Source organism: Microbacterium sp. NPDC064978, from assembly GCF_044543605.1.
Classification (GTDB): domain Bacteria; phylum Actinomycetota; class Actinomycetes; order Actinomycetales; family Microbacteriaceae; genus Microbacterium; species Microbacterium meiriae.
This window is the reverse complement of record NZ_JBITWF010000003.1, coordinates 521,501-548,075: the sequence shown is the minus strand read 5'-3', so window position 1 is coordinate 548,075 and position 26,575 is coordinate 521,501. Positions and strand designations below refer to the sequence as shown.

At 70.2% G+C, this 26,575-nt stretch carries 27 protein-coding genes; 15 read left to right on the top strand and 12 right to left on the bottom strand.

Annotation, left to right across the window (positions count from 1 at the left end; all coding sequences use genetic code 11):
- Positions 1-132 precede the first annotated feature (132 nt).
- Genes ACIGJI_RS12765 through ACIGJI_RS12735 form a run of 7 tightly spaced genes read left to right on the top strand, consistent with a single transcriptional unit; the run spans position 133 to position 6,406 of the window.
- Positions 133-450 carry a PTS sugar transporter subunit IIB gene (locus ACIGJI_RS12765; RefSeq protein ID WP_187661930.1) on the top strand — a complete coding sequence of 106 codons (318 nt, stop codon included), beginning with the start codon at positions 133-135 and terminating at the stop codon, positions 448-450.
- Positions 447-728, top strand: a complete 282-nt coding sequence (locus tag ACIGJI_RS12760; RefSeq protein ID WP_187661931.1) for an HPr family phosphocarrier protein — start codon at positions 447-449, stop codon at positions 726-728. Before ACIGJI_RS12765 ends, ACIGJI_RS12760 begins: the two co-directional genes overlap by 4 nt.
- Complete coding sequence (gene ptsP / locus ACIGJI_RS12755; RefSeq protein WP_363447002.1) at positions 725-2,410, top strand: phosphoenolpyruvate--protein phosphotransferase; 1,686 nt, start codon at positions 725-727, stop codon at positions 2,408-2,410. The genes ACIGJI_RS12760 and ptsP overlap by 4 nt, the downstream gene beginning before the upstream one ends.
- A complete protein-coding gene (locus ACIGJI_RS12750) occupies positions 2,407-4,041 on the top strand; it encodes a PTS mannitol transporter subunit IICB (RefSeq protein WP_187661933.1) in 1,635 nt (544 codons plus the stop codon). Before ptsP ends, ACIGJI_RS12750 begins: the two co-directional genes overlap by 4 nt.
- On the top strand, positions 4,038-4,472 hold the full coding sequence (locus ACIGJI_RS12745; RefSeq protein ID WP_187661934.1) for a PTS sugar transporter subunit IIA: 435 nt from the start codon (positions 4,038-4,040) through the stop codon (positions 4,470-4,472). Before ACIGJI_RS12750 ends, ACIGJI_RS12745 begins: the two co-directional genes overlap by 4 nt.
- The gene (locus tag ACIGJI_RS12740; protein WP_363447007.1) at positions 4,469-5,623 is read left to right on the top strand and encodes a mannitol-1-phosphate 5-dehydrogenase; all 1,155 of its coding nucleotides are present in this window, start codon (positions 4,469-4,471) and stop codon (positions 5,621-5,623) included. The genes ACIGJI_RS12745 and ACIGJI_RS12740 overlap by 4 nt, the downstream gene beginning before the upstream one ends.
- A 36-nt stretch (positions 5,624-5,659) precedes the next feature.
- The gene (locus ACIGJI_RS12735) at positions 5,660-6,406 is read left to right on the top strand and encodes an alpha/beta hydrolase (RefSeq protein ID WP_259954619.1); all 747 of its coding nucleotides are present in this window, start codon (positions 5,660-5,662) and stop codon (positions 6,404-6,406) included.
- Here ACIGJI_RS12735 and ACIGJI_RS12730 read toward each other — a convergent pair.
- The 9 genes from ACIGJI_RS12730 to ACIGJI_RS12690 all read right to left on the bottom strand — a co-directional run bounded on the left by ACIGJI_RS12730 (position 6,403) and on the right by ACIGJI_RS12690 (position 16,844).
- A complete protein-coding gene (locus tag ACIGJI_RS12730) occupies positions 6,403-7,272 on the bottom strand; it encodes a PfkB family carbohydrate kinase (protein WP_363447009.1) in 870 nt (289 codons plus the stop codon). The genes ACIGJI_RS12735 and ACIGJI_RS12730 overlap by 4 nt on opposite strands.
- Before the next feature lie 82 nt (positions 7,273-7,354).
- Positions 7,355-8,470 (bottom strand): adenosine deaminase, encoded by a 1,116-nt coding sequence (locus tag ACIGJI_RS12725; protein WP_363447011.1) that lies wholly within the window; start codon positions 8,468-8,470, stop codon positions 7,355-7,357.
- Positions 8,471-8,518: 48 nt separating this feature from the next.
- The gene (locus ACIGJI_RS12720; RefSeq protein ID WP_187661939.1) at positions 8,519-9,832 is read right to left on the bottom strand and encodes a thymidine phosphorylase; all 1,314 of its coding nucleotides are present in this window, start codon (positions 9,830-9,832) and stop codon (positions 8,519-8,521) included.
- Positions 9,829-10,227: a cytidine deaminase gene (locus tag ACIGJI_RS12715; RefSeq protein WP_363447013.1), complete on the bottom strand. Its 399-nt coding sequence runs from the start codon at positions 10,225-10,227 to the stop codon at positions 9,829-9,831. The genes ACIGJI_RS12720 and ACIGJI_RS12715 overlap by 4 nt, the downstream gene beginning before the upstream one ends.
- Before the next feature lie 28 nt (positions 10,228-10,255).
- Positions 10,256-11,539 carry an ABC transporter permease gene (locus tag ACIGJI_RS12710; protein WP_396667033.1) on the bottom strand — a complete coding sequence of 428 codons (1,284 nt, stop codon included), beginning with the start codon at positions 11,537-11,539 and terminating at the stop codon, positions 10,256-10,258.
- Positions 11,539-12,846, bottom strand: a complete 1,308-nt coding sequence (locus tag ACIGJI_RS12705; RefSeq protein ID WP_187661942.1) for an ABC transporter permease — start codon at positions 12,844-12,846, stop codon at positions 11,539-11,541. Before ACIGJI_RS12705 ends, ACIGJI_RS12710 begins: the two co-directional genes overlap by 1 nt.
- A complete protein-coding gene (locus ACIGJI_RS12700; RefSeq protein WP_363447015.1) occupies positions 12,843-14,357 on the bottom strand; it encodes an ABC transporter ATP-binding protein in 1,515 nt (504 codons plus the stop codon). Before ACIGJI_RS12700 ends, ACIGJI_RS12705 begins: the two co-directional genes overlap by 4 nt.
- 105 nt (positions 14,358-14,462) lie before the next feature.
- Positions 14,463-15,581: a BMP family protein gene (locus ACIGJI_RS12695; protein ID WP_187661944.1), complete on the bottom strand. Its 1,119-nt coding sequence runs from the start codon at positions 15,579-15,581 to the stop codon at positions 14,463-14,465.
- A gap of 147 nt (positions 15,582-15,728) precedes the next feature.
- The gene (locus tag ACIGJI_RS12690) at positions 15,729-16,844 is read right to left on the bottom strand and encodes a mannose-1-phosphate guanylyltransferase (protein ID WP_071329657.1); all 1,116 of its coding nucleotides are present in this window, start codon (positions 16,842-16,844) and stop codon (positions 15,729-15,731) included.
- 165 nt (positions 16,845-17,009) lie between these two features.
- Here ACIGJI_RS12690 and sdhC point away from each other — a divergent pair, with 165 nt between their 5' ends.
- From sdhC to ACIGJI_RS12660, 6 genes are all read left to right on the top strand, one after another.
- Entirely contained in the window at positions 17,010-17,444 is a 435-nt protein-coding gene (gene sdhC / locus ACIGJI_RS12685; protein ID WP_082758508.1) for a succinate dehydrogenase, cytochrome b556 subunit, read from the top strand.
- Positions 17,444-17,884: a succinate dehydrogenase hydrophobic membrane anchor subunit gene (locus ACIGJI_RS12680; protein ID WP_149085820.1), complete on the top strand. Its 441-nt coding sequence runs from the start codon at positions 17,444-17,446 to the stop codon at positions 17,882-17,884. The genes sdhC and ACIGJI_RS12680 overlap by 1 nt, the downstream gene beginning before the upstream one ends.
- Before the next feature lie 19 nt (positions 17,885-17,903).
- Entirely contained in the window at positions 17,904-19,730 is a 1,827-nt protein-coding gene (gene sdhA / locus ACIGJI_RS12675) for a succinate dehydrogenase flavoprotein subunit (protein WP_259954611.1), read from the top strand.
- 2 nt (positions 19,731-19,732) lie between these two features.
- Positions 19,733-20,500, top strand: a complete 768-nt coding sequence (locus ACIGJI_RS12670; protein WP_187661947.1) for a succinate dehydrogenase iron-sulfur subunit — start codon at positions 19,733-19,735, stop codon at positions 20,498-20,500.
- A 114-nt stretch (positions 20,501-20,614) separates the two neighbouring features.
- A complete protein-coding gene (locus ACIGJI_RS12665) occupies positions 20,615-21,820 on the top strand; it encodes a YihY/virulence factor BrkB family protein (RefSeq protein ID WP_259954610.1) in 1,206 nt (401 codons plus the stop codon).
- 9 nt (positions 21,821-21,829) lie between these two features.
- Positions 21,830-22,669: an exodeoxyribonuclease III gene (locus tag ACIGJI_RS12660; protein WP_259954609.1), complete on the top strand. Its 840-nt coding sequence runs from the start codon at positions 21,830-21,832 to the stop codon at positions 22,667-22,669.
- On the opposite strand, the gene ACIGJI_RS12655 is transcribed toward ACIGJI_RS12660, so the two are convergent.
- A complete protein-coding gene (locus ACIGJI_RS12655) occupies positions 22,663-23,328 on the bottom strand; it encodes a DUF4166 domain-containing protein (protein ID WP_363447018.1) in 666 nt (221 codons plus the stop codon). The genes ACIGJI_RS12660 and ACIGJI_RS12655 overlap by 7 nt on opposite strands.
- Positions 23,329-23,390: 62 nt before the next feature.
- Here ACIGJI_RS12655 and trpS point away from each other — a divergent pair, with 62 nt between their 5' ends.
- Entirely contained in the window at positions 23,391-24,395 is a 1,005-nt protein-coding gene (gene trpS / locus ACIGJI_RS12650; RefSeq protein WP_259954607.1) for a tryptophan--tRNA ligase, read from the top strand.
- Between the two features lie 26 nt (positions 24,396-24,421).
- Positions 24,422-25,063: a hypothetical protein gene (locus ACIGJI_RS12645; RefSeq protein WP_363447021.1), complete on the top strand. Its 642-nt coding sequence runs from the start codon at positions 24,422-24,424 to the stop codon at positions 25,061-25,063.
- Between the two features lie 16 nt (positions 25,064-25,079).
- Here ACIGJI_RS12645 and pth read toward each other — a convergent pair whose 3' ends face one another.
- A complete protein-coding gene (gene pth, locus ACIGJI_RS12640) occupies positions 25,080-25,661 on the bottom strand; it encodes an aminoacyl-tRNA hydrolase (RefSeq protein ID WP_280565640.1) in 582 nt (193 codons plus the stop codon).
- Positions 25,662-25,757: 96 nt separating this feature from the next.
- Positions 25,758-26,375, bottom strand: a complete 618-nt coding sequence (locus ACIGJI_RS12635) for a 50S ribosomal protein L25/general stress protein Ctc (protein WP_363447024.1) — start codon at positions 26,373-26,375, stop codon at positions 25,758-25,760.
- Positions 26,376-26,575: the final 200 nt, after the last annotated feature.

Below are 26,575 nucleotides of genomic sequence, written 5' to 3'. Positions count from 1 at the left end.
TCCGACTGCTCTCCATGATGACAGCCTCCGGCGACACGGGCGCGGCGAGGAGCATTCCGCAGGGGCGGAAGAGAACGTGTTGGTGCCGCCGTGGTCACGTTTCCCAGACTGTTCTCAGGAAGGGTGACATCGATGAGGATTCTCGTGGTCTGCGGCGCCGGCGCGTCGAGCACGTTCGTCGCTCAGCGCCTGCGCACTGCCGCAGCGGCAGCAGGCCTGGACTGGGATGCGGGTGCCGGGGTCGAGAGCACCGTCCCCCTCGGCGGACACGACCTCGTCCTCGTGGGCCCGCATCTGCGTGAGCGCCTCGACGCCATCCGCGACCTGACCCGCGCGCCCGTCGCCGTCCTGCCGGACGACGTGTTCGCGGACCGCGACGGCGTCCGCACCCTTCTTCTCGCCCAGTCGACCCTCGCCGCCGCCGGCGGGGCCCCGAAAGGAACACCATGACCGCCACCCGCACCGTCCGCATCGGCTCCTCGCACGGACTGCACGCCCGGCCCGCAAAGATCTTCGCGCAGGCCGCGAAGGACTCCGGGCTCGCGGTCACGATCGCCAAGGACTCCGGCACGCCGGTCAACGCCGCGAGCATCCTCGGGGTGATCGCGCTGGCCATCGAGCACGGCGACTACGTGACGCTCACGGCCGACGGCGACGGCGCCGAGGGCGTACTGGACACGCTCACCGAGCTGCTGACGACCGACCACGACCAGGACGCGGCCGGATGAGCGCGTTGCGAGGCGTGGGCATCGGTCTCGGCGTCGCGCAGGGACCGGTCGTCCGCATGACCGAGGCGCTGCCCGCGCCCGAGAACGTCCCGAGCACCGCCGGGGCCGATGCCGAGCGCGCGCGGGTCCGCGAGGCCGTCGCCGTCGTCGCGCAGGAGCTGACGCAGCGTGGCGAGGCCGCCGGCGGCGCCGCGCAGGAGGTGCTGGAGGCGCAGGCGATGATCGCCGAGGACCCGACGCTGCAGGACGAGGTCGACGCGAGGATCGATGCCGGGGCCACCGCGGAATGGGCCGTTCACGACGCCTTCGCGGGCTTCCGGGCCACGCTCGAGGCCGTCGGCGGCTACCTCGGCGAGCGCGCCGCCGACCTCGACGACATCGCGCAGCGGGTGCTGGCCCGGCTGCGCGGGGTGGATGCCCCCGGCGTGCCCGATCCCGGGCACCCGTTCGTCCTCGTGGCACGCGACCTCGCGCCCGCCGACACGGCGCTGCTGAACCTCGACCAGGTGCTCGCCCTCGTCACCACCGACGGCGGCCCCACCTCCCACACGGCGATCCTCGCCAGGGAGAAGGGCATCGTGGCCGTGGTCGGCGTCGGCGACGGGCACGCGCTGACGACCGGGGAGACCGTGATCGTCGATGCCGCCGCAGGCGTCATCACCCGCGAACCGACCGCCGAGGAGCGCAGCCGCGCCGCCGAGCGCGCCGCGGCCCGACTGGTCGCGGACGACGCGCCGCTCACGCCCGGTGCGCTCGCCGACGGCACACCGGTCGCCCTCCTCGCGAACCTGGGGAAGCCCGCCGACGCCGCCGATGCGGTCGCACGCGGGGCCGAGGGCGTCGGGCTGTTCCGGACCGAGTTCCTGTTCCTCTCCGCGTCGCAGGCGCCGACCGTGGCCCAGCAGCGGGAGTCCTATCGCGAGCTCCTGGAGGCCTTCCCCGGCAAGAAGGTCGTCGTGCGGATGCTCGACGCAGGGGCCGACAAGCCCCTGGCCTTCCTCAACGACGCGCACGAGGAGAATCCGGCCCTGGGGTTGCGCGGTCTGCGGGCTCTCCGCGCGAGCGAGGACATCCTCCGCGAGCAGTTGACCGCGCTGGCTGAGGCCGACGCCGCGACCGACGCCGATCTGTGGGTCATGGCGCCCATGGTGGCCACCGTCGAGGAGACCGTGTATTTCACAGGCCTCGCCCGCGAGTACGGCCTGAAGACGGCCGGCGTCATGGTCGAGGTGCCGTCCAGCGCCCTGCTCGCCGACCGCGTCCTCGCCCACGCCGACTTCGCGTCCATCGGCACCAACGACCTCACGCAGTACACGATGGCCGCGGACCGGCTGCTCGGCTCGGTCGCCTCGTTCCAGGACCCCTGGCACCCCGCGGTGCTGCGGCTGGTGCGCGAGGTCGGCACCGCCGGTGCCCGCCTCGGCAAGCCGGTCGGCATCTGCGGCGAGGCCGCGGCCGACCCGCTGCTCGCGGTCGTCCTCGTGGGGCTCGGTGCGACGAGCCTCTCCATGGCGCCGTCCGCCCTCGCGGACGTCCGCCAGGCGCTCGCCGCCCGCACTCGCGACGACGCCCTCCGCCTCGCGGAAGCCGCGCTCGCCGCGGACGACGCCCCCTCCGCCCGCACCGCTGCGGCGACCCTCGCCGCGGCACTCCCCCCTCATCAGAAAGAGACCACATCATGACGACGACGTCACCCGCCGCCACCGCCCCCGGTGGCCTCCGCGTGGGCGTGCAGCGTTTCGGCACGTTCCTCTCCGGCATGATCATGCCGAACATCGCGGCCTTCATCGCCTGGGGCTTCATCACGATGCTCTTCATCCCGAAGGGCTTCTTCGGCGCCGAGAGCCCGTTCGGCTGGCACTGGGCCGGCGTCGCCGAGATCATCGGCGGCGGCGGCGACTCCGCCGTCCTCGGCTGGCAAGGCGCGATGACCGCGGTCGCCGAAGGCGCAGACGGCAACATCCTGGCCTACGTGGGCCTGGTCGGCCCGATGGTCACCTACCTGCTGCCCCTCCTGATCGCGAACACGGCCGGCCGCATGGTCTACGGCGAGCGCGGCGGCGTGGTCGCCACGATCGCGACCGTCGGTGTGATCGTCGGCACGAACATCCCGATGTTCCTCGGCGCGATGATCATGGGCCCGATCGCCGCTTGGATCATGAAGCAGGTCGACAGGCTGTGGGACGGCAAGATCCGCCCTGGCTTCGAGATGCTCGTCAACAACTTCTCCGCCGGCATCCTGGGCATGCTCCTCGCCATCGTCGGGTTCTTCGCCTTCGGTCCGGTCATGCTGGGCATCAGCGCCGCGCTGGGCGCCGCCGTCGACTGGCTCGTGTCGCTCAACCTGCTGCCGCTCGTGTCGATCATCGTCGAGCCGGCCAAGGTGCTGTTCCTCAACAACGCCATCAACCACGGCGTGTTCACCCCGCTGGGGATCGAGCAGGCTGCGGAGACGGGCAAGTCGATCCTCTTCCTCATCGAGGCGAACCCCGGCCCCGGCCTCGGCCTGCTGCTCGCCTTCACCTTCTTCGGGGTCGGCGCCGCGAAGGCCTCGGCTCCCGGTGCCGCCATCATCCAGTTCTTCGGCGGCATCCACGAGATCTACTTCCCGTACGCTCTCAGCAAGCCGACCACGATCCTCGCGCTCATCGCGGGTGGAGCGGCCGGCGTCACCACGAACATGGTCCTCGGTGGCGGACTGGCCTTCCCGGCCGCCCCGGGCAGCATCATCGCCGTGACCGCCGCGGCCATCGGCCCCGGCGTCGCCAACCTCCTCGTGGTGTACCTGTCGGTCATCATCGCCGCGACGGTGACCTTCCTCATCACCGGCGTCATCCTGCGGGCCTCGCGCAAGCGCGACCTCGCCGCCGAGGGCGACACGTTCGGTGCGGCCATCGCGCAGACCGAGGCGAACAAGGGCAAGTCGTCCGCGGCGATGGACGCCCTGCGCACCTCGACCGCGACGGCGGCACCGGAGTCCACGCCCGCTCCCGCCACCACTGCGGTCGCGGCGGCCCCGATCGAGACCATCGTGTTCGCGTGCGACGCCGGTATGGGCTCGTCCGCCATGGGCGCCAGCGTGCTGCGGAACAAGCTGAAGAAGGCCGGCATCGAGGGCATCACCGTCACGAACGCCGCCATCGCCAACCTCGACGGCGCCGCCGACGTGGTCATCACGCAGCAGCAGCTCACCGACCGGGCCACGGCGAAGTCGCCGGACTCCCTGCACGTCTCGGTGGACAACTTCATGAACTCGCCGAAGTACGACGAGGTCGTCGAGATGGTCAAGGAACAGCGAAAGGACGAAGAATGAGCGTTCTCACAGCCGAGCAGGTCCGCATCCACCCGGGAGGCGCGTCGCGGGACGACGCGCTCCAGGAGGCGACGGACATCCTCGTCGCCGCCGGCGCGGTGACCCCGGCGTACGTCGATGCGATGCGTCAGCGCGAGGAGACCGTGTCGACGTACATGGGCAACGGCCTGGCCATCCCGCACGGCACGAACGAGGCGAAGGACACGATCCTGGCGTCCGCGCTCTCCGTCGTCCGCTACGACGGCGGCGTCGACTGGGACGGCGAGCAGGCGAGGTTCGTGATCGGCATCGCCGGCGTCGGCGATGAGCACCTGGACATCCTATCCCGCATCGCGATCCTCTTCTCGGAGGAGGACGACGTCGCCCGGCTGGAAGCGGCGGCGACGCCGGACGAGCTGTTCGCTCTCCTCTCGGAGGTGAACGAGGGATGAAGGCGGTCCACTTCGGGGCGGGCAACATCGGGCGCGGTTTCGTCGGCCTGCTCCTGCACGAGGGCGGGTACGAGGTCGTGTTCAGCGACGTCGCCGACGCACTCGTGGAGGCGATCGACCGGTCGGACTCGTACACCGTGCACGAAGCCGGCCCCGGAGGGACCGACCACGTCGTCTCCGGGTTCCGTGCGGTGAACAGCCGCACGGACCCCGCCGTGGTCGCGGAGGAGGTGGCGACGGCCGACGTCGTCACGACCGCCGTCGGCCCCACCGTGCTGCGGTTCGTCGCCCCGTCGATCGTCGCCGGGCTCGCGCTGCGCTCCCCCGAGGCCGCGCCGCTGCAGGTGATGGCCTGCGAGAACGCCATCGGCGCCACCGATCAGCTGCGGCAGGAGATCGTCGCGGCGGCGGGGCCGGATGCCGACGTCCTCCTCGCGCGTGCGGTGTTCGCGAACACCGCCGTCGACCGCATCGTCCCGGCGCAGCCGGACGGTGGGGGCATCGACGTCACCGTCGAGCCGTACTTCGAGTGGGCGATCGAGGCCCGGCCGTTCGGCGACACCCCGCCGCGTATCCCCGGCGCCCATTTCGTCGACGACCTCGCGCCGTACATCGAGCGCAAGCTCTTCACGGTGAACACCGGTCATGCCGCCACCGCGTACTTCGGTGCACGGGCGGGCATCGAGCGGATCTCGGACGCCCTCGCGGACGACGCGATCGCCGCGCAGGTGTCGGCCGCCCTCGAAGAGACCTCGGCGGTGCTGGTCGTCGAGCACGGGCTCGACCCCGCAGACCTCGCGCAGTACCGTGCGACCATCCTGGAGCGGTTCCGGAACCCGGAGCTCGTGGACACCGTGCAGCGCGTCGGCCGTCAGCCCCTGCGGAAGATCTCCCGGCACGAGCGGTTCATCGGCCCCGCGGCGATGGCAGCCGAGCACGGACTGCCGACGGATGCCCTGGTGGCCGCCGTCGCCTCCGCGCTGGAGTTCGACGACGCCGCCGACGAGCAGTCGGTCGAGCTGCAGACCCTTCTGCGCACGGAGAACGCGGCGGGCTTCACCGTCCGCACCACTGGCCTCGATCCGGAGCACCCGCTCTTCCCCGCCGTCCGCGACGCCGTGGCCCTCCGTCAAGCGGCGCTCGCCGGTTGAGGGACGCGGCGTCGGGGCCGGGGTAGCGTTGCTGCTGTGCAGAAGAAGCCCCGGCGCCGCGTCCTGAAGCGAGTCCTGTGGAGCGTGGCGATCGTCATCCTCCTCGCCATCGGCGGAGTCCTCGTCTGGAGCCAGGTCGGCGTCATGGACGCGGAGCCCGCACCGCTGACCGCCGTCCGCGAGAACCCGGCGATCACGGTGACCGATGCCGATGAGGGGATCGTCCTGGAGCCCGCGGACGGCTCCTCCGACCGGGGGCTCGTCTTCATCCCCGGCGCGAAGGTCGACCCCTGGGCCTACGCGTCGATCCTCCAGGGGCTCGCGGCGGAGGGCACCACGGTCGTGATCACGCGGCCTTGGCTCAATCTGGCGTTCTTCGATCCCCGCGGACTCGACTCGTTCACGAGCGCCGCGCCCGACGTCGGCGTCTGGGCCGTGGGCGGCCACTCCCTCGGCGGGGTGCGCGCCTGTCAACTCGCGACGGACGCCGATGCCCTCGTCCTCTTCGCCTCTTACTGCGCGACCGACCTCGCAGGCACCGACCTCCCGGTGCTGAGCGTCTCCGGCAGCGAGGATGGTCTCTCCACACCCGAGAAGATCGCGGACGCCCGCTCCGAGCTCCCCGCGGACGCCGAGTTCGTCGAGATCGACGGCGCCTCCCACGCCTCCTTCGGCGACTACGGACCCCAGTCCGGCGACGGTACCCCGACGATCGACGACGACGAGATGGACGCCGAGGTCACCGAGGTCGTCGGCGGGTTCCTGGAGCAGGTCGCGCCCTAGGCCGCCCGCGGATCCCCGAGGATCGGGTCGAGCAGCGGGTGCAGATGCCGGGTGGTCAGCACTCCGGCGGCCGAGCGTGCGCCCGCCGAGAGCGCCGACGCCAGGTCCGCGCCTCCCAGCCGCGCGTCGAGGACGCCCGCGAAGAACGCGTCGCCGGCGCCGTTGGTGTCGACGACGGTGGTCGGCACGGCGGGCACCCGGAACTCGGCACCGTCCGCCCCCACCGCGACCGCTCCCTCGGCGCCGAGCGTGCACACCGCGAACGCCGCTCCCTCCGCGACGACGGCGCGGAGGAACTCCACCGGCGCGTCCAGCCGGTCCGCGTTGCAGAAGACCGCCGTGGCTGCCGCGAGGAACGGCCGGTGGTACTCCCCGACGCCGTCGTAGTCGTGCACGTCGACCCACAGCGGCGTGCCGCTGGCCACTGCGAGCGGGAGCAGCCGTCGCGGCTCGGCGGCCAGGTCGAGGACGACGGCGTCGGCTCCAGCCATCTCCGCCGCGTCCGCCCCGTCCGCCTCCCCCGTCGTCTCCGCCGGGGTCGAGAGGTACAGCGACACCCGCTCACCGCGCGGCGTCATCAGGTTGAGGTGCCGCTCGGTGATCCCGTCCGTCCAGTGCGCGACCACTCCGGCCGCCTGCAGCGCCTCGCGGACGCGCAGCCCGTCCTCGTCCTCTCCGGCGATGCCATGCAGCACGACCGGCCGCCCCAGCGTCGTCAGGCTCAGCGCCTTGCCGGCGCTCGTGCCGCCGACCGTCTCCCAGCTCGCCTGCGCGAACTGCATGTGGGGCACGGGCTCGGGGAGCCGGTCGAGCAGGACCATCCGGTTCCACGAGGCGGGACCGGCGAGGAAGACGGAGGCGGGCATGCCCCCATCCTCGCGTCCCGCCTCCCGTTCCGGCCGTGCCGACGGGTCGTGTCGGCCGCGACGGGTCGTGTCGGCCGCCGGGTCAGGCGCCGAAGCCCTCGGCGATCATCTCGACGAGCTCCTCCCGCTCCTCGACGGGGAGGAACGCCGCAGCGGCGGCGTTGAACTGGAAGGCCTCGAGGTCGTCGAGGTCGTACTCGAACGTCTGCACGAGCAGCGCCAGCTCCCGCGTGAGGGAGGTCGCGCTCATGGTGCGGTTGTCCACGTTCACCGTCACCGCGAACCCGAGCTGGTACAGCAGGTCGAACGGATGATCGGCGAGGGTCTGCCCCCACGCCGCGACGGCTCCGGTCTGCAGGTTCGACGACGGGGAGAGCTCCAGCGGGATCTCCCGATCGCGCACCCAGCGGGCGAGGTCACCGAAGCGCACCTGCACCTCGTCGCCCTCCTGCGTGACGACCTCGAGGTCCTCCGCGATGCGCACGCCGTGTCCGAGTCGGAGCGCACGCCCGTCCAGAAGGGCGGAGCGGATCGAGGCGAGCCCGGCCGCCTCCCCCGCATGCACGGTCACCGGGAAGAAGTTCTCGGCGAGGTAGTCGAAGGCCGCGCGGTGGTCCGACGGAGGGAAGCCGTCCTCGGGGCCGGCGATGTCGAAGCCCACGGCACCCCGTCCGCGGAAGTCCACTGCGAGCTCGGCGATCTCCCGCGCCCGGTCGGTGTGCCGCATCGCGGTGAGGAGCTGGCCGACGCGGATGCTGCGGCCGTCGCGGTCGACAGCGTCCTCACCCTCCTCGATGCCCTGCTGCACCGCCTCGACGGCGTCCTCCAGCGAGAGCCCGCGCGCCTGGTGCTGCTCCGGCGCCCAGCGCACCTCACCGTAGATGACACCGTCCGCCGCGAGGTCCTGGACGAACTCTCGCGCGACGCGCGTCAGCCCCTCACGGGTCTGCATGACCGCGGTGGTGAGCTCGAACGTCTTCAGGTACTCCACCAGCGATCCCGCGTCGCTCTTCTTCGCGAACCACGAACCGAGCGCGGCAGGGTCGGATGCCGGGACCTCGAGACCGATCGCGTCGGCGAGCTCGATGATCGTGGCCGGGCGCACCGCGCCGTCCAGGTGGTCGTGCAGCGACACCTTCGGCAGACTCCGCAGGGAGACGCCCTGGATGGCGACGTCGCCGCTCGCATCGATCGACATGGGGATCCTCTCGGTCGCGGGGTGTTCGTCCAGGCTAGCGCCCGGGCCTCACGCCGTGATGCGCTCGCGGACGATCGGTCCCACGGTCGGAGCCTCGTCGCCGAGCTCCCAGGCGCCCTCGAGCGCCTCGATCGCCCGGGGGAAGCGCGCCTCGTCGGCTGCCGAGAGCGTGAACAGCGGCTGCCCCGCCGACACCCGGTCCCCCGGCTTCGCATGCAGATCGATCCCCGCCTCGAAGATCACCGGGTCCTCCGCGCGCGCACGCCCGGCGCCCAGACGCCAGGCGGCGATGCCGAAGGGAAGCGCGTCCATGCGGGTCACGACGCCGTCCGCGGGCGCCGTCACGACGTGCGTCTCCCGCGCCACCGGGAGCGCCGCGTCGGGGTCGCCGTCCTGCGCACGGATCATCGCCTTCCACGTGTCCATGGCGCGGCCGTCGTCGAGCGCTGCCTCCACGTCGGCGTCAGGCTGACCGGCGAGGGCGAGCATCTCCCTCGCGAGCGCGACGGTCAGCTCCCGGACGTCGGCGGGTCCCCCGCCGGCGAGGATCTCGACCGACTCGCGGACCTCGTTGGCGTTGCCGATCGCGCGGCCCAGGGGAACGTTCATATCGGTCAGAAGTGCCGTGGTCGCGACACCGGAGTCCGTGCCGAGCGCCACCATCGTGCGCGCGAGCTCCCGAGCCCTGTCGATGTCCTGCATGAAGGCGCCGGAACCGAACTTCACGTCCAGGACGAGAGCGTCGGTCCCCTCGGCGATCTTCTTCGACATGATGCTGGAGGCGATCAGCGGGATGGCCTCCACGGTGCCGGTGACGTCGCGGAGCGCGTAGAGCTTCTTGTCGGCGGGCGCGAGACCCGACCCCGCGGCGCAGATCACGGCCCCGACGTCGCCCTGCATCTGCGCGAACATCTCCTCGTTGCTGAGCGCAGCGCGCCAGCCGGGGATGGACTCCAGCTTGTCGAGCGTGCCGCCGGTGTGGCCGAGGCCGCGGCCGCTGAGCTGCGGCACCGCCACGCCGAACGAGGCGACGAGGGGCGCGAGCGGCAGGGTGATCTTGTCGCCCACGCCACCCGTGGAGTGCTTGTCCACGGTCTTCTTGCCGAGAGTCGCGAAGCTCATCCGCTCCCCGGAAGCGATCATCGCGTCGGTGAGCACGCGGATCTCGTCGCGCTCCATGCCGCGCTGGAAGATCGCCATCGCGAAGGAGGCCATCTGCGCGTCGGACACGTAGCCGCGCGTGTAGGCGTCCACCATCCAGCGCAGGGCCGGCTCCGGGACCACGCCTCCGTCGCGCTTGGCCCGGATCACGTCGATCGCGTCGAACTGCTCGATGGCTCCCTGAGCCTGTCCCGCGGTCATCGTGCGTCCCCCAGGTCGCGCGGCCCGAACGCGTCGGGCAGCACCTCGTCGATCGTGCGGATGCCGGAGACGGTCTCCAGCAGCATGCCGGGTACCGCATGCTCGAACAGCAGCTGGCGGCACCGGCCGCACGGCATGATCGTCTCGCCGTCGTTGTTGACGCACACGAAGGCGACGAGCTGCCCGCCGCCGGACATGAACAGATCGCCCACGAGCGCGCACTCGGCGCACAGCGTGACGCCGTAGGAGGCGTTCTCGACGTTGCAGCCGGCGACGATCCGCCCGTCGCTGACGAGAGCCGCCGCTCCCACGCGGTAGCGCGAGTACGGCGCGTACGCCTTGGTCATGGCATCCGCGGCGACCTGCCGCAGCTCATCCCAGTCGATGTCCGTCATGGTGGTGGTTCCTTCTTCCCTGCGGGTTCTACGACTTGATGTACGGCTTGCCGCTGGCGGCAGGGCCCCGGATCTGACCGGCGAATCCGGCGACCGCGAGCAGCGTGACGACGTACGGCAGCATGAGCATGAACTCGCCGGGGATCGGCGTCTTCAGGATCGAGAGCAGGTTCTGCAGGTTCGTCGCGAATCCGAAGAGCAGGGCGGCGAGCGTCGCGCGGATCGGGTCCCAGCGGCCGAAGATCACGGCGGCGAGAGCGATGAAGCCGAGACCTGCCGTCATCTCCTTGCCGAACTGCGGGACCGATACGAGCGTGAAGTACGCACCGCCGATGCCGGCGATCGCGCCCGCGAGCAGCACGTTCCAGAAGCGGGTCGGGTTGACCCGGATGCCGACCGTGTCGGCCGCCTGCGGGTGCTCGCCCACCGCGCGGAGGCGCAGGCCCCACTTGGTGCGGTACAGGCCCCACGCGACGACGGCCACGGTGATGAACATGAGGTACACGATGAAGGTCTGGTTGAACAGCACCGGACCGATGATCGGGATGTCGCTCAGCACCGGGATCTCGATGCGGGAGAAGCGGACCGGGGTGTTCAGCTCGGCCTCGTTCGGGGCGAGGAGCGCTCCGTAGAGGAATCCGGTGAGCCCGGTGACGAGGACGTTGAGCACGACACCGACGATGACCTGCTCGACGAGGTACTTGATGGCGAACGCCGCCAGCACGCTCGCGACGAGCACGCCGCCGATCATGGCGCCGATAAGGCCGACGAAAGCGTTGCCGGTGATGCTGGACAGCAGCGCCGCCGAGAAGGCGCCGAGGAGCAGCTGCCCCTCGATGGCCACGTTGACGACACCGGCCCGTTCGCCGATGACGCCGCCGAGCGCGCCGAACACGAGCGGCACCGACAGCGACACGGCACCGAACAGCAGGCTCGTGACGGGGACGAGGCCCCCGGCTGCGGCCCAGACCAGGAACGCGAAGACCGCGAGCACGCCGTAGACCACCATGAGCCAGATCGACGGGGCGCGGTACGTCCACGCCCGGAGGAACGCTGCGACCGTGAGGACGACGAGCACGGCGAAGACGACCCAGAAGGTCGGCGCGGTGGGCAGCTCCACGTCGGGGAGCTCGAAGGCCGACGTGCGGTCGCCGAGGCGGAAGGTGCTGGTGCCGCTGCGCGGCACGGCGAGGAAGAGCACGGCCAGCAGCGCGGTGACGATCGCGAGGCTGATCGGTGCCTTGAGGTGACGCTCCCGGACGGTGGCGAGCTGCACCGTGCCGTCGGCGGCTTCGGTCTGCACGAGCGACATCATGCCGTCACCGCCTTCTTCGCGGCCTTGGCTCTCGCCTTCGCCGCCTTCTCTGCGTCGGACTTGGGGAGGAAGAACACCGTGCGCAGCAGCGGCGGCGCGGCGATGAACAGCACGACGAGCGACTGCACGACGAGCACGATGTCCACGGGGATGTCCTGCGCCTGCATCGAGAACGAGCCCGCCTTGAGGGCACCGAACAGGATTCCGGCCGCGAAGGTCCCCCACGCGCGGCTGCGTCCGAGGAGGGCGACCGTGATGGCGTCGAAGCCGATGCCGGCGTCGATGGTCTCGGTGACGCCGGTGGTGACGGCGCCCTGGAGCTGGTTCATGCCGGCGAGGCCGGCGAGGGCACCCGCGAAGAGCATCGCGTAGACGTAGACGCGCTTGACGCTGATGCCCGCGGCGCGAGCGGCGTGCGGGTTCTCCCCCACCGCGCGCATGCGCATGCCCAGCGAGGAGCGCTCGATGAGCCACCACACGAACACCGTCGCGATGACCACGATGACGAAGCCGAGATCCAGAAGCGGGAACTGCGGGCCGAGCAGGGTCGGGAACTGCGCGCTCTCCGGCGTCGCCGAACCGAGCGCCTGATTGGTCCCCGGCTTCTGCAGGAGCCCCGGCGTGCGGATCATCCACAGCAGCAGGTAGTACGCGATGTAGTTGAGCATGATCGTGAGGATCACCTCGTGCGCGCCCGTGCGTGCCTTGATGAGACCGGCGATGCCGCCCCAGAGCGCCCCGCCGGCGATACCGGCCAGCAGGGTGACGGGCAGGTGGAACCAGATCGGCAGGTCGAGGTTGAACGTCAGCAGGGCCGCGACCGCGACGCCGACGAGCATCTGACCGCGGGCACCGATGTTGAACAGGCCGACGCGGAAGGCGAGCGCGACGCCCAGACCGGCGGCGATCAGCGGAGCCGCGAAGCCCAGCGTGTTCGTCAGCGGTCGGATCTGCGCGGCGAAGTCGGCGCCGCGGGCGTTGAAGATCGCTCCGCGGAACAGCGCCTCGTAGCCGTTGTAGACCGCGTTCCATGCCGCGACGAACGTGTCGCTCGGCTTGGCGAAGAAGTATCCGGAGGCCTTCTGCACGTCTTCGTTCGTGAAGGCGATGAGGATGCCGCCGACGATGAGCGCCAGGACGATCGCCAGGATCGTCGTGACCGCACTCCCGCGGAGGATCTCCTTGAGGACGGCGTTGCCGCGCGGGGGCGGCGGCACCTCGTCCGCCAGGCCCGTGCTGGGCGGGAGCTGCTCGGGGGGCAGCCCCTTCGTGACGTCTCCTGCACCGGGTGTCGCGCCGCTCACGCGGTCACCTCCGCATCGGCCGCTCCGGCCATCATGAGTCCGAGTGTCTCCCGGGGCGTGTCACCGGGGACGATGCCGACGATGGTGCCGCGGTACATGACCGCGATCCGGTCGGCGAGGGCGGCGACCTCGTCGAGCTCGGTCGAGACGACGATCACGGGGATGCCCGCGTCCCGCGTCTCGATGATGCGCTTGTGGATGAACTCGATCGAGCCCACGTCGACCCCGCGCGTCGGCTGGGCCGCGACGAAGAGCCGAAGTTCCCGGCTCATCTCGCGCGCGATCACGACCTTCTGCTGGTTGCCTCCGGAGAGGGTTCCCGCGGGGGTGTCCGGGCCCTGCGTGCGGATGTCGTATTCCGCGATGCGCTCCTTGGCGAAGTCCTCCAGGGCGCCGCGACGCAGCGTCCCGGCCCGGCTGAAGGCGGGATCGTCGGAGCGGTCGAGGATGAGGTTCTCGGCGACCGAGAATCCGGCGACGAGGCCGTCCTCGGTACGGTCCTCCGGCACGAACCCGACACCGGCGTCGAGGATGCCGCGGACGCTCTTGCCCACGAGCTCGGTGCCGTCGAGGATGATGTTCCCCTCGACGCGTGCGGCGAGGCCGACGATGGCCTCGACGAGCTCGGTCTGGCCGTTGCCCTGCACACCGGCGATGGCGAGGACCTCACCGGGGCGGACCGTGAAGTCGACGTCGTCCACGACGATGGCTCCGGTCGAGGTGAGCACCCGGAGGTTGCGGACCTCCAGGCCGCCTTCGCCGAGGCGCGGCGCCTCCTTGTGCACGGTCAGCTCGACCGCGCGGCCGACCATGAGCGAGGCCAGCTCGGCGTTGGTGGCGGTCGGCGAGGCCTCCCCCACCACCCTGCCGAGCCGGACGATCGTGATGCGGTCGGCGACCTCGCGCACCTCGCGCAGCTTGTGCGTGATGAAGACGATGGCGGTGCCCTCGTCCCGGAGCTGGCGCATGATGGCCATGAGCTCGTCGGTCTCCTGCGGCGTCAGCACCGCGGTGGGCTCGTCGAAGACGAGGACCTTGGCGTCGCGGGACAGCGCCTTGATGATCTCGACGCGCTGCTGCACACCGACGGGCAGGTCGCCGACGACGGCGTCCGGATCGATGTCGAACCCGAACCGCGCCGCGACCGCGCGCACGTGCTCGCGCGCCTTCGCGATGTCGAGCGTGCCGAGGCCCTTGGTCTGCTCGTGACCGAGCATGACGTTCTCGGCCACCGTGAACACCGGCACGAGCATGAAGTGCTGGTGCACCATGCCGATGCCCGCGGCCATCGCGTCGCCGGGGCCGCGGAAGTGCTGCACGACGTCGTCGAGGAGGATCTCGCCCTCGTCCGCCTGATACAGGCCGTAGAGCACGTTCATCAGCGTCGACTTGCCTGCACCGTTCTCGCCGAGGAGAGCGTGGATCTGACCGGGTTCGACCACGAGATCGATGTGGTCGTTCGCCACGAGGCTGCCGAATCGCTTGGTGATGCCGCGAAGTTCGAGCTTCATATCTGCACCTTATCCAGAAGAGTCACCGAGGAGAATCGTCGCCGCCCACAGTGCGGGGCGAGTGGCAGCCTGCGCCACTCGCCCCGTGCTGGGTACGGCTCCGACTCAGCGGGTGGGAGAGTTCTCGGACTCCACCGTGATGTCGCCGGAGATGATCTGCTCCTGGAGAGCGGACAGCTCGTCCGTGAGGCCCTCGGGCAGGTCCGCCTCGAAGTCGCCGAAGCCGGAGAGCTTCACGCCCTCGTTCTCGAGCGTGCCGATGTAGGGCTCCGGATCGAACTCGCCGGCGGCGGCCGCGAGCGTCGCGTCGCGGACGGCCACGTCGATGGCCTTCATGATGGAGACGAGCGTGATGTCGGCGACGCTGGGGTCGGCGACGGCGAGGTCGCTGTCGACACCGAGCATCAGCGTGTCCTTGCCGCTGTCGTTGATCGCCGCTGCGGCGCTCTGGTAGACCGGGCCGCCGACGGGGAGGATGACGTCGACACCCTGGTCGAGCACGCCCTGGGCGGTCTGCTTGGCCGTGTCGTTGGCGTCGAAGCCGCCCGTGAAGGAGCCCTTCTGGGTGGCGGCGTCCCAACCGAAGACCTGGACGTCGGCCGACTTGTCCTCGTTGTACTTCTCGACACCGAGCTGGTAGCCGTCCATGAAGACGGCGACCGACGGGATCTGCATGCCGCCGAAGGTGCCGACCTTGTTCACGCCGGCCTCTGCGGACCAGGCGGCCGCGGCGTAGCCGCCGAGGTAGGCAGCCTGAGCGGTGTCGAAGACGAGGGGCTTGATGTTCGGCGCGTCGGTGGTGCCGTCGAAGTCGTTGTCAGCCCAGTCGTCGATGATCGCGTAGTCGATCTCGGGGTTCGCGAGCGCGGACTCGACCGTGGCTGCGGACAGCTTGAAGCCGACCGAGACGATGAGCGAGCAGCCCTCGGAGACGGCGGTCTCGAGGTTCGGCGCGTAGTCGTTGTCGTTGGCGGACTCGAACTCCAGCGGCTTGATGCCGAGCTCGTCGGCGGCGCTGTCCATGCCTTCCTTGGCCGACTGGTTGAACGACTTGTCGTTCCAGCCGCCGGCGTCGGAGATGAGGCACGGCTTGAAGTCCGAGTCGACGGGGGCGGATCCGCCCTCGGACTCGTCGGTCGGCGCCTGACCGCAGCCGGCAAGAGCGAAGACGACACCGGCGGCGACCGTCGCGCCGAGCAGCTTCTTGGTGGTGGAGATGGTCACGGATGCCTCCCTCAACGAACCCGCGGCCATCGCGGATCGATCAAAGTTACCTAGTGTTTCGACGTTCGTGCACGTCGGCCCCGGGCGGCCGGGCCAATGGTTACAAAGCTGAAATCAACCCTGCCGATGAGCACGGAGCGCTGCTCATCAGAGCACGTCGCCCTGGCCGTTGAGTTTGAGCGACTCCACCACGCCCTTCACCCGCTGCGCGTTCTCGACCGTCGTGACCAGGAGCGCGTCGGGGGTGTCGACCACGACGATGTCCTGCACCCCCACCAGGCTGATCACGCGGGTGGTCTGGCTGACGAGGATGCCGCTGGCCGCGTCGGTCAGCACCCGGGCGCGGGGCCCGAGGACGGCGAGGTCGTTCTTGCGGCCGTTCGTGATGAGCTTCGTCAGCGACGCGAAGTCCCCCACGTCGTCCCAGTCGAAGTGCCCGGGGACCACGGCGAGACGCCCGCGCCGCGCCGCCGGCTCCGCGACGGCGTAGTCGATCGCGATCTTCTTCAGCCGTGGCCAGATGCGGTCGACGGCGGGCCCGCGGAGCTCCCGGTCGTCCCAGGCCTCGGCGAGTTCGAGAAGACCGGCGTGCAGGGCGGGCTCGTTGGCCGCGAGCTCGTCCAGCAGGACGCTCGCCTTCGCGATGAACATGCCCGCGTTCCACAGGTAGGTGCGCTCGGCGAGGTAGGCCCTGGCCGTCTCCAGATCCGGCTTCTCGACGAAGCTCTCGACGAGGGCCGCCTCCCTGGCGCGCTCCACGACCAGCTCCGGCCCCTTCTTGATGTAGCCGAAGCCGACCGCCGGCTCGGTCGGCGCGATGCCGATCGTGCAGATGTAGCCCTCCCTGGCGACCTCGACGGCGTCGCGGACGGCGAACTCGAAGACCCGCGTGCCCCGGATGACGTGGTCCGCGCTGAACGAGCCGATGATCACGTCCGGGTTGCGCCGATGCAGCACGGCCGCGGCCAGCCCGATCGCCGCCGCGGACTCGCGGGGCTCGGATTCCAGGAAGACGTTGAGGTCGGCGATGCCGGGCAGCTCCGCCTCCACCGCAGCTCGGTGGGCGCGGCCGGTGACCACCGCGATCCGGTCCGGTCCGGCGAGCGGCTCCAGCCGGTCCCACGTATCGCGCAGCAGCGAATGGCCGGAGCCGGTGAGGTCGTGCAGGAACTTCGGGGCGTCCGCGCGGGACAGCGGCCACAGCCGACTGCCGATGCCACCGGCGGGGATGACCGCATAGAAGTCTTCGATCGGCTCGCTCATGCAGGCCAGCGTAGCGGCGGGTTCGACTTAGGCTCCCCTTCGTCGCCCGCGGCGTCCGCACGGGAATAGGATGGACTCCGATCGGGCGTGCCTGACCCTCCTCCAGGCCAGATGTGGACGAAGCAGCGCACGCGACCGAAACACATCGATCCAGGGAGGACGACCGTGTCCACAAGCGCTCGCTTGACACCGTCGATTTCGGAAACCACGTCCAAGACCCCCCGCGGCACCCTCTACCGGGGTCGCGAAGGCATGTGGTCGTGGGTGCTTCACCGCATCACCGGAGTCGCCATCTTCTTCTTCCTGTTGGTGCACGTGCTCGACACGGCGCTGATCAGGGTGTCGCCGGAGGCGTACGACGCGGTCATCGGCACATACAAGAACCCGGTCATGGCGATCGGCGAGGTCGTGCTCGTGGCGGGCATCGTGTTCCACGCCATGAACGGCCTGCGCATCATCGCCGTCGACTTCTGGTCGAAGGGCGCCAAGTACCAGCGCCAGCTGTTCTGGGGCGTGCTGCTCGTGTGGGGCATCATCATGGCCGGCTTCGTGCCGCGTCACCTGATGCTCGCGTTCGCCGGCTTCGGAGGAGGACACTGATGAGCGCGCAGACCGTCGCCGCTCCCGCCCGCCGTCAGCGCGGCATCAACCTCGAGAAGTGGGGCTGGGTCTTCATGCGCGTCTCGGGCGTCGTGCTCGTCGTGCTGATCTTCGGCCACCTCTTCGTCAACCTCATGGTCGGCGAGGGCATCCACGCCCTTGACTTCGCCTTCATCGCCGGCAAGTTCGCCACGCCGTTCTGGCAGTGGTGGGACGTGCTGATGCTCTGGCTCGCCCTCATCCACGGCGCCAACGGCATGCGCACGATCGTGAACGACTACGTGACCAACCCCACCGCGCGCAAGGCGCTCGTCTGGGCCCTCGGCCTGGCCGCGGGCCTGCTCATCCTCCTCGGCACCCTGGTCGTCTTCACGTTCGACCCGTGCCTGGGTGTGACCGAGTCGAGCACGCTGTGGGAGACCTGCCAGGCGCAGGGCTAGAAGAAGAGGCAAACGAGAAGTGACTACCCAGACGCAGGATTCCGTCGTCCGTGACGGCGTGCACTACCACCAGTTCGACATCGTCATCGTGGGCGCCGGCGGCGCCGGCATGCGGGCGGCCATCGAGGCCGGCCCCGGCGCGAAGACGGCCGTGATCTCCAAGCTGTACCCCACGCGCTCGCACACCGGTGCCGCGCAGGGCGGCATGGCGGCGGCCCTCGCGAACGTCGAGGAGGACTCCTGGGAGTGGCACACCTTCGACACCGTCAAGGGCGGCGACTACCTCGTCGACCAGGACGCGGCGGAGATCCTCGCGAAGGAGGCCATCGACGCGGTCATCGACCTCGAGAACATGGGCCTCCCCTTCAACCGCACCCCTGAGGGCAAGATCGACCAGCGCCGCTTCGGCGGCCACACGGCTGAGCACGGCAAGACCCCGGTCCGACGCGCGTGCTACGCTGCCGACCGCACCGGCCACATGATCCTGCAGACGCTGTTCCAGAACTGCGTCAAGCTCGGCATCAACTTCTTCAACGAGTTCTACGTGCTCGACCTCATCACCGTGAAGGACGCGGCGGGGGCGACGCAGGTCGCCGGCGTCGTCGCGTACGACCTCGCCACGGGCGAGCTGCACGTCTTCCAGTCCAAGGCCGTGATCTTCGCGACCGGCGGCTTCGGCAAGATCTTCAAGACGACCTCCAACGCACACACTCTCACCGGCGACGGCGTGGGCATCGTCTGGCGCAAGGGCCTCCCCCTCGAGGACCTCGAGTTCTTCCAGTTCCACCCGACCGGCCTCGCCGGCCTCGGTATCCTCCTCACCGAGGGTGCGCGCGGCGAGGGCGCGATCCTGCGCAACGCCTCGGGTGAGCGCTTCATGGAGCGGTACGCCCCCACCATCAAGGACCTGGCGCCCCGAGACATCGTCGCGCGCTGCATGGTCCAGGAGGTCGCCGAGGGCCGCGGCGCCGGTCCCCACAAGGACTACGTGCTGCTGGACTGCACGCACCTGGGCGCCGAGGTGCTCGAGACCAAGCTCCCGGACATCACCGAGTTCGCCCGCACGTACCTGGGCGTCGACCCGGTCGTCGAGCCGGTGCCCGTCATGCCGACCGCGCACTACGCCATGGGCGGCATCCCCACGAACAACAACGGCGAGGTGCTCGCGGACAACGACACCGTCGTCCCCGGCCTCTACGCCGCCGGTGAGTGCGCCTGCGTCTCGGTGCATGGCGCCAACCGTCTCGGCACGAACTCGCTGCTCGACATCAACGTGTTCGGCAAGCGGTCGGGTCGCAACGCGGTGGAGTACGTCAAGACGGCGGACTTCGTCCCGCTTCCGGAGAACCCCGCGGCGTTCGTCTCCGACATGCTCGAGGGCCTGCGCAACAACCAGGGCACCGAGCGGATCGCCGTGCTGCGCAAGACGCTGCAGGACGAGATGGACAAGGGCGCGCAGGTGTTCCGCACGCACGAATCCCTCCAGCACGTCCTCGGCGTGATCGCCGAGCTCCGTGAGCGCTACAAGAACGTGCACGTCGACGACAAGGGCCACCGGTTCAACACCGACCTACTCGAGGCGGTCGAGCTGGGCTTCCTGCTCGACATCGCCGAGGTCGTCGTCTACGCCGCACAGAACCGCGAGGAGAGCCGCGGCGGCCACATGCGCGACGACTTCCCGAAGCGCGACGACGAGAACTACATGAAGCACACCATGGCGTACCTCACGGGCGACCCGCACTCCTCCGACCCGAGCGACCACATCAAGCTCGACTGGAAGCCCGTCGTCTTCACCAAGAACGACAAGGGCGAGTTCAACTACCCGCCGATGGAGAGGAAGTACTGAGCATGTCCAACGCCCTCGCCGAGGCCCCGGCAGACACGACGGAAGAGACCGGGATCCAGTCCTTCATCGTCACCTTCAACATCCGTCGGTTCGACCCGGAGATCGACGCCGAGCCGCACTGGGTCGACTACGACGTGGAGCTCTACTCCACCGACCGCGTCCTCGACGCCCTGCACAAGATCAAGTGGGAGGTCGACGGCTCGCTCACCTTCCGGCGCTCCTGCGCCCACGGCATCTGCGGCTCCGACGCCATGCGCATCAACGGCCGCAACCGCCTGGCGTGCAAGACGCTGATCAAGGACCTCGACATCTCGAAGCCGATCTACGTCGAGGCCATCAAGGGCCTGCCGCTGGAGAAGGACCTCGTCGTCGACATGGAGCCGTTCTTCGCGTCGTACCGCGAGGTGCAGCCGTTCCTCGTCGCGAACTCCGTGCCGGAGAAGGGCAAGGAGCGTACGCAGTCCATCGCCGACCGCGAGATCTTCGACGACACCACCAAGTGCATCCTCTGCGCCGCGTGCACGTCGTCATGCCCGGTGTTCTGGACGGACGGACAGTACTTCGGTCCGGCGGCCATCGTCAACGCGCATCGCTTCATCTTCGACTCGCGTGACGACAACGCTGCGGTCCGCCTCGACATCCTCAACGACAAGGAAGGCGTCTGGCGCTGCCGCACGACCTTCAACTGCTCCGAGGCGTGCCCCCGCGGCATCGAGGTCACCAAGGCCATCGCCGAGGTCAAGCAGGCGGTCCTCCGCGGCCGTCCCTGACGCACCGACACAGGCACCCACGCGAGAACAGGCGGTCCCGGACGGGGCCGCCTGTTCTCGCGTCTGTGCCTGTTCTCGCGGAAGGGCGTGACCGGTCTTGGGTAGGGTGGGGGCGTGTCCGAGCCCGGTTCGGCGACCGATGGTCGCCTCGATGCCGCGGTCGAGCGCGCGACCGCGCTGACGCGGCGGACCCTCGGTCTCTTCCCGGTGCGGGTGTGGCGCCACTTCCTGCAACACAACGGCTTCCTGCTCGCCGCCGGGGTGAGCTACCAGGCGCTGTTCGCCATCTTCGCCGCGGTCTACCTCGCGTTCGCCATCACAGGGCTCTGGCTCGGCGGCAGCGAGGAGGCCGTGAACGGGCTCATCGACATCATCAACAACTACATCCCGAACCTCATCCTCGACGAGGGCGGCGTCTTCACGCCCGCACAGGTGCAGGAGATCGCGTCGAACACCACCGGGTTCCTCGGAATCACCGGCCTCATCGCGCTCGGCACGGTCATCTGGACGGCGATCGGCTGGGTGACCTTCTCCCGGCGAGCCGTGCGGGACATCTTCGGCCTCGAGCCCGACCGCCGCAGCTACCTCCTCCTCAAAGCGCGCGACCTCCTCGCCGCCCTCATCTTCGGTGTCTCGCTGATCCTCGGCTCCGCCCTCAGCTCGGCCAGCGCCGCCGTGCTGAGCTGGGTGCTCTCGCTCCTCGGCTGGGACGCGGGATCGGACGGCCTCAACCTCGGCATCCGGATCGGCACGGTGCTCGTGTCGTTCGTCCTGCTGACGGGGGCGCTGGCGGCGATGGTGCGCTTCCTCACCGGCACCTCGCTGCACTGGAGCACCATCTGGCCGGGCGCCCTCCTCGGCGGCGCGGCCATGACGGTGCTGCAGTTCGGGGTCGGGTTCCTCCTGAGCTACACGCCGTCGAATCCCCTGCTGGCGACCTTCGCGATCTTCGTCGGGCTGCTGCTGTGGTTCCGGGTGAACGGGGTGGTCATGCTCGTCGCCGCCTCCTGGATCGCCGTCGCCGCCCAGGACCGCGACCTCCCGCTCCTGCTGCCGACGGAGGCCGAGCGGCGGGTGGCGGAGCACGCCACCCTGCTCGCGGCGGCGCGGATCCGATTGCGCGACGCCCGAGCCGCGCAAGACGAGGCCCCGTGGTATCGGAGCTGGGCGGCCGGGCACGCCGTCCGCGAGGCGGAGGACGAGGTCGCGCGACTGGAGGCCTCTGCTCCCCCGCCCGCGCCCCCGACCTCCCCTCTCGCGCAGCGCCTGCTCTCCGAGCTCGATCACCGTCAGAACCGCGATGTCGGCGGTGCTCGTTAGGCTGGAGGAATGCCTCACCTGCGTATCGCCTCGGTCAATGTCAACGGGATCCGGGCGGCCGCCCGCAACGGGATGAGCACGTGGCTGGATGCCGCAGACATCGACATCCTCACCCTTCAGGAGGTGCGCGGGCAGGACGAGCACATCGAGGCCGCCCTCCCCGGCTGGACCTTCGTTCACGACGAGGCCACGGCCAAGGGGCGCGCAGGCGTCGCGATCGCCAGCCGCCTCCCCGCGCTCGCCTCCCGGGCGGACTTCGGCCCGGAGGACTTCGACTCCAAGGGGCGCTGGATCGAGGCGGACTTCCTGATCGGCGACCGTCCGCTCACCGTCGTCAGCGCCTACGTGCACTCCGGCGAGGCCGACACCCCGAAGCAGGACGAGAAGTGGAAGTTCCTCGACGCGTTCGAAGCGCGACTGGCGAGCCTGAACACCGACGGCGCCCTCGCCCTCGTCACCGGCGACCTCAACGTGGGGCACCGCGAGCTCGACATCAAGAACTGGCGCGGCAACCGCACCAAGGCCGGCTTCCTGCCGCGTGAGCGCGCCTACTTCGATCGCTTCCTCGGTGAGGCCGGGACCCCGGTCACCGGCGTCGACGGCTCGGTCGGCACCGGCCTGGGCTGGGTGGACGTCGGCCGCCGCTTCCACGGCGAGGTGGACGGGCCGTACACGTGGTGGTCCATGCGCGGGAAGGCCTTCGACAACGACTCGGGATGGCGCATCGACTACCACCTGGCCACGCCCGCTCTCGCCGAGCGCGTCCAGGCGTACCACGTGGCGCGTGCGGCCGCGTACGACCAGCGCTGGAGCGACCACGCGCCGGTCGTCGTCGACTACACCTACTGACCCGGGTCGGGCTGCTCGGAGGGCGACGGCTCCGACTCCCGATACCATCCGCGGTACTCCAAGACGGTGCCGAGCAGCGGGTTCACGGCACGCATATCGATCGTGCGCCGGCGGTGCTCCGCGTCCCAGCCGTCGACCAGGTCCACCCGCACGCCGAGCGGACCGCGCAGCGCGAACCGCCGACCGCACAGCCGCAGCGCGACTCGGACGGTGCGCATCCGCAGGAAGCCCTCCGCCGTCACGCTGCACTCCTCGATGAGCTCCACGCGGCCTCGGGCGCCGAGCAGGTTCCGGACCAGTCCCGGCCGCACGCTCACCGTGAGCCGGTCGACGATCCGCGCGGTCCGTCCGGGGAAACGGAACTCGCGGATGGAGTCGAGCGTCGCGCGGCCGGTCTCTGTGCGCCCCGAGGCCGTGCGGAGCACGAACGGGACATCTCGTCCCGATGTCGGCACCAGAAGACCCGGCCCGACGATCGGACGCACGAGACCGGCTGCGCGACCGAAGCGGCGCCCCGCGACGGCGAACACCCCCTCCGCGTGCCCCGCCGCGACGGGAGCGCGATACTGCGCGAGGATCTCCGGGTGCAGACGCTCGGCGTCCGCGCCCAACGCGTCGAGGAACACCTGTCCCCGCGTCGGAGGCGCACCGCTCGTCATGACGTCAGCGTAAGGGATCGGCGGGCGCAGGGGTCCGCCGCGCGGACGCATAGGATTGACGGGTGAACAAGCCTCGTCTCTACTCCGGAATGCAGCCCTCCGCCGACTCCCTCCAGATCGGCAACTACATCGGCGCACTCCTGCAGTGGCGGGAGCTCCAGACCTCGTACGACGCGTTCTTCTCCGTCGTCGACCTGCACGCCCTCACGGTCGCCCAGAACCCGGCCGAGCTCCGCGAGAAGACCCGCCGTACCGCCGCGCAGTACATCGCGGCGGGCATCGAGCCGTCGCAGTCGACGCTATACGTGCAGTCGCACGTGCGTGCGCACGCCGAGCTCGCCTGGATCCTCAGCACGATCACCGGCTTCGGTGAGGCCGGACGGATGACCCAGTTCAAGGACAAGTCGGCCCGCTACGGCGCCGATGCGACCAGCGTCGGCCTCTTCACCTACCCGGTGCTCATGGCCGCCGACATCCTGCTCTACCAGACGGACGTCGTGCCGGTCGGCGACGACCAGAAGCAGCACGTCGAGCTCACCCGCGACCTCGCGGAGCGCTTCAACTCGCGGTTCGGCGAGACCTTCACGGTGCCGGTCCCGGTCATCCAGAAGGAGACGGCGCGCATCTACGACCTGCAGAATCCGACGGCCAAGATGTCGAAGTCGGCCGAGAGCGATGCCGGCGTGCTGTGGATGCTGGACGACCCGGCGAAGTCGGCGAAGAAGATCATGCGCGCGGTGACCGACAACGAGGGCACCGTGCGGTTCGATCGCGAGGCCAAGCCGGGCGTCTCGAACCTCCTGACCATCTACGCCGCGCTGAGCGGACGCCAGATCCCCGCGATCGAGGACGAGTACGCGGGTCGCGGGTACGGCGACTTCAAGAAGGGCCTCGCCGAGGTCGTCGTGGAGGAGTTCGCTCCGGTGCGCGACCGTGCGCTCGAACTCCTCGACGATCCGGCCGAGCTCGACCGGATCCTCGCCGAGAACGCCGCCCGCGCCGATGCCGTCGCCGATCGGACGCTGTCCGACGTGTACGACCGCGTCGGACTGCTGCGCCGGGTCTGAGCCGCGCGCCACCCTAGGATGACATCGTGACCGATCCGCAGCTGCCCCCTCCGTCCGGCGCCGTTCCGCCCGCCCCTCCGACGGCCTCGGTCCCGCAGGACTCGGTCTCCGGTGCGATCCCGCCGCCCGCGTACGCGTCCGTACCGCCGAGGGCTCCGGCACCGTACCCGCCCGCCGGCGGATACGGCCAGCCGGCACCCCCGGCTGCACCTCCGGGGGCGTATCAGGTGCCCGTGGGCGGCTATGCGGCACCGTCCGGCACGTACACCGCGCCGGATGCCGCGCCGAAGCCCTCGGGGTTCCTCGGCCTGCTCGCCCTCGGCCTCTCGATCCTCGCGGCCGTCGTCATGCCGATCATCGGCGGCGTCAGCGCGTTCGAGGTGGGCCGCCGCATCCCGCAGGGCATCAACGGCTCCTCGGGAGATCTCGGGTTCCTGTCCCCCGCGCGTGATCAGGTGCTGTGGACGGAGCTGTCGTTCTGGGCCGGCACGGTTCTCGGCATCGCCGCGATCGTGCTGGGCATCATCGCGATCCGCCGGAAGCAGGGACGTGGAGCGGGCATCGCCGCGCTGATCGTCGCCGTCCTCGGCGCAGTCATCTTCTTCGTCGCCGTGTTCACAGCCTTCGCCGTCGGCGGCGCCGCGGGATACGCCACCTTCACCACCTGACCCCGCGGGGCGCCGGTCAGCGCGGTGCGTGATGCTTCTGCTGCGCGGCGAGCAGGCCTTCCCCGACGAGGAGCTCGACGGCGTCCGCGGCGTCACCCACGAGCAGGGGAAGGTTCGCACGCTCGTCCTTGCCGAACGGGGAGAGCACCCAGTCGGCAGGATCCTGGCGCCCCGTCGGTCGGCCGATGCCGACCCGCACCCGCGGGAAGTCCGGGCTCGTGAGGGCCCGCGCGATGTCACGCACGCCGTTGTGACCACCATGCCCTCCTCCGGTCTTGAGCTTGACCGTGTCGAACGGGATGTCGAGCTCATCGTGCACGACGACCACGTGGTCGAGAGGGACGGAGTAGAACCGAGCGAGCGCTGCGACAGGGGTGCCCGACACGTTCATGAAGGTGTTGGGTTTCGCGAGCACGAGCTTGTCGGCGCCGGGCCGGAGCCAGGTCTCGACGACGCGCGCGCCGCCCTTGTGCTCCCGGAAGCTCTCTCCGCGCCGCGCCGCGAGCTCATCGACGACCATCTGGCCGATGTTGTGGCGGGTCGCCTCATAGCGGGGTCCCGGATTGCCGAGACCGACCACGAGCCAGGTGGCTGCCATTCCTCGTCCTCTCTCGCCGGAGCCGTCACCCCGGTCAGGATACGACGGAGGGGACGCGATCCGATCGCGTCCCCTCCGTGATGAAGCAGGCGGAGATCACTCCGCGGCGGCCTCCTCGGACGCCTCGGCGGCACCCTCGGCGGACTCGCCCGCGGTCTCCTCGTCCTCGACCGGAGCGGCCGGGACGGAGATCGCGACCACGAGGACCTCGGCGTCGGTGAGGAGCGTCGAGCCCTTCGGGAGGGTGACGTCGGCGGCGGTGATGTGCGCGCCCTCCTCGAGACCCTCGACCGAGACCTCGATGTTCTCGGGGATGTGGGTGGCCTCCGCCTCGACCTGGATGGTCGTGGCATCGAGGTTGACGATGGTGCCGGGGGCCGACTCACCGGTGACGACGACGGGGACGTCGATGGCGACCTTCTCGCCCTTCTTCACGACCAGGAGGTCGATGTGCTCGATGATCTGGTGCACCGGGTCCTTCTGCACGTCCTTGACGAGCGCGAGCTGCGAGGTGCCCTCGATGTCGAGGTCGAGCAGCGCGTTGGCGCGACGGATGATCAGGGAGACCTGGTGGCCGGGCAGCGCGACGTGCACGGGCTCGGTGCCGTGGCCGTAGATGACCGCGGGGATCTTGCCGGCGGCGCGCAGACGGCGGGCGAAGCCCTTGCCGAAGCTGCTGCGCAGCTCGGCGTGGACCGTGGTGTCTTCAGACATGAGGTTCTCCTTCGGGGCACGCAGCGAAGGCGCCGCGCGGTGGTCTTGGAATTGTGGACTCGAACGCGGACGCGTGAGGAAAGCCACCGGGCTTGCTTCGCCGCGTCGATCACGGACGCCCGCGCACGCGCAGAAGCGTCCCTCGCCGAGGTACGCCTCCATGGTACCGGATGACCCGATAGGCTGAGGACACCGGTCCC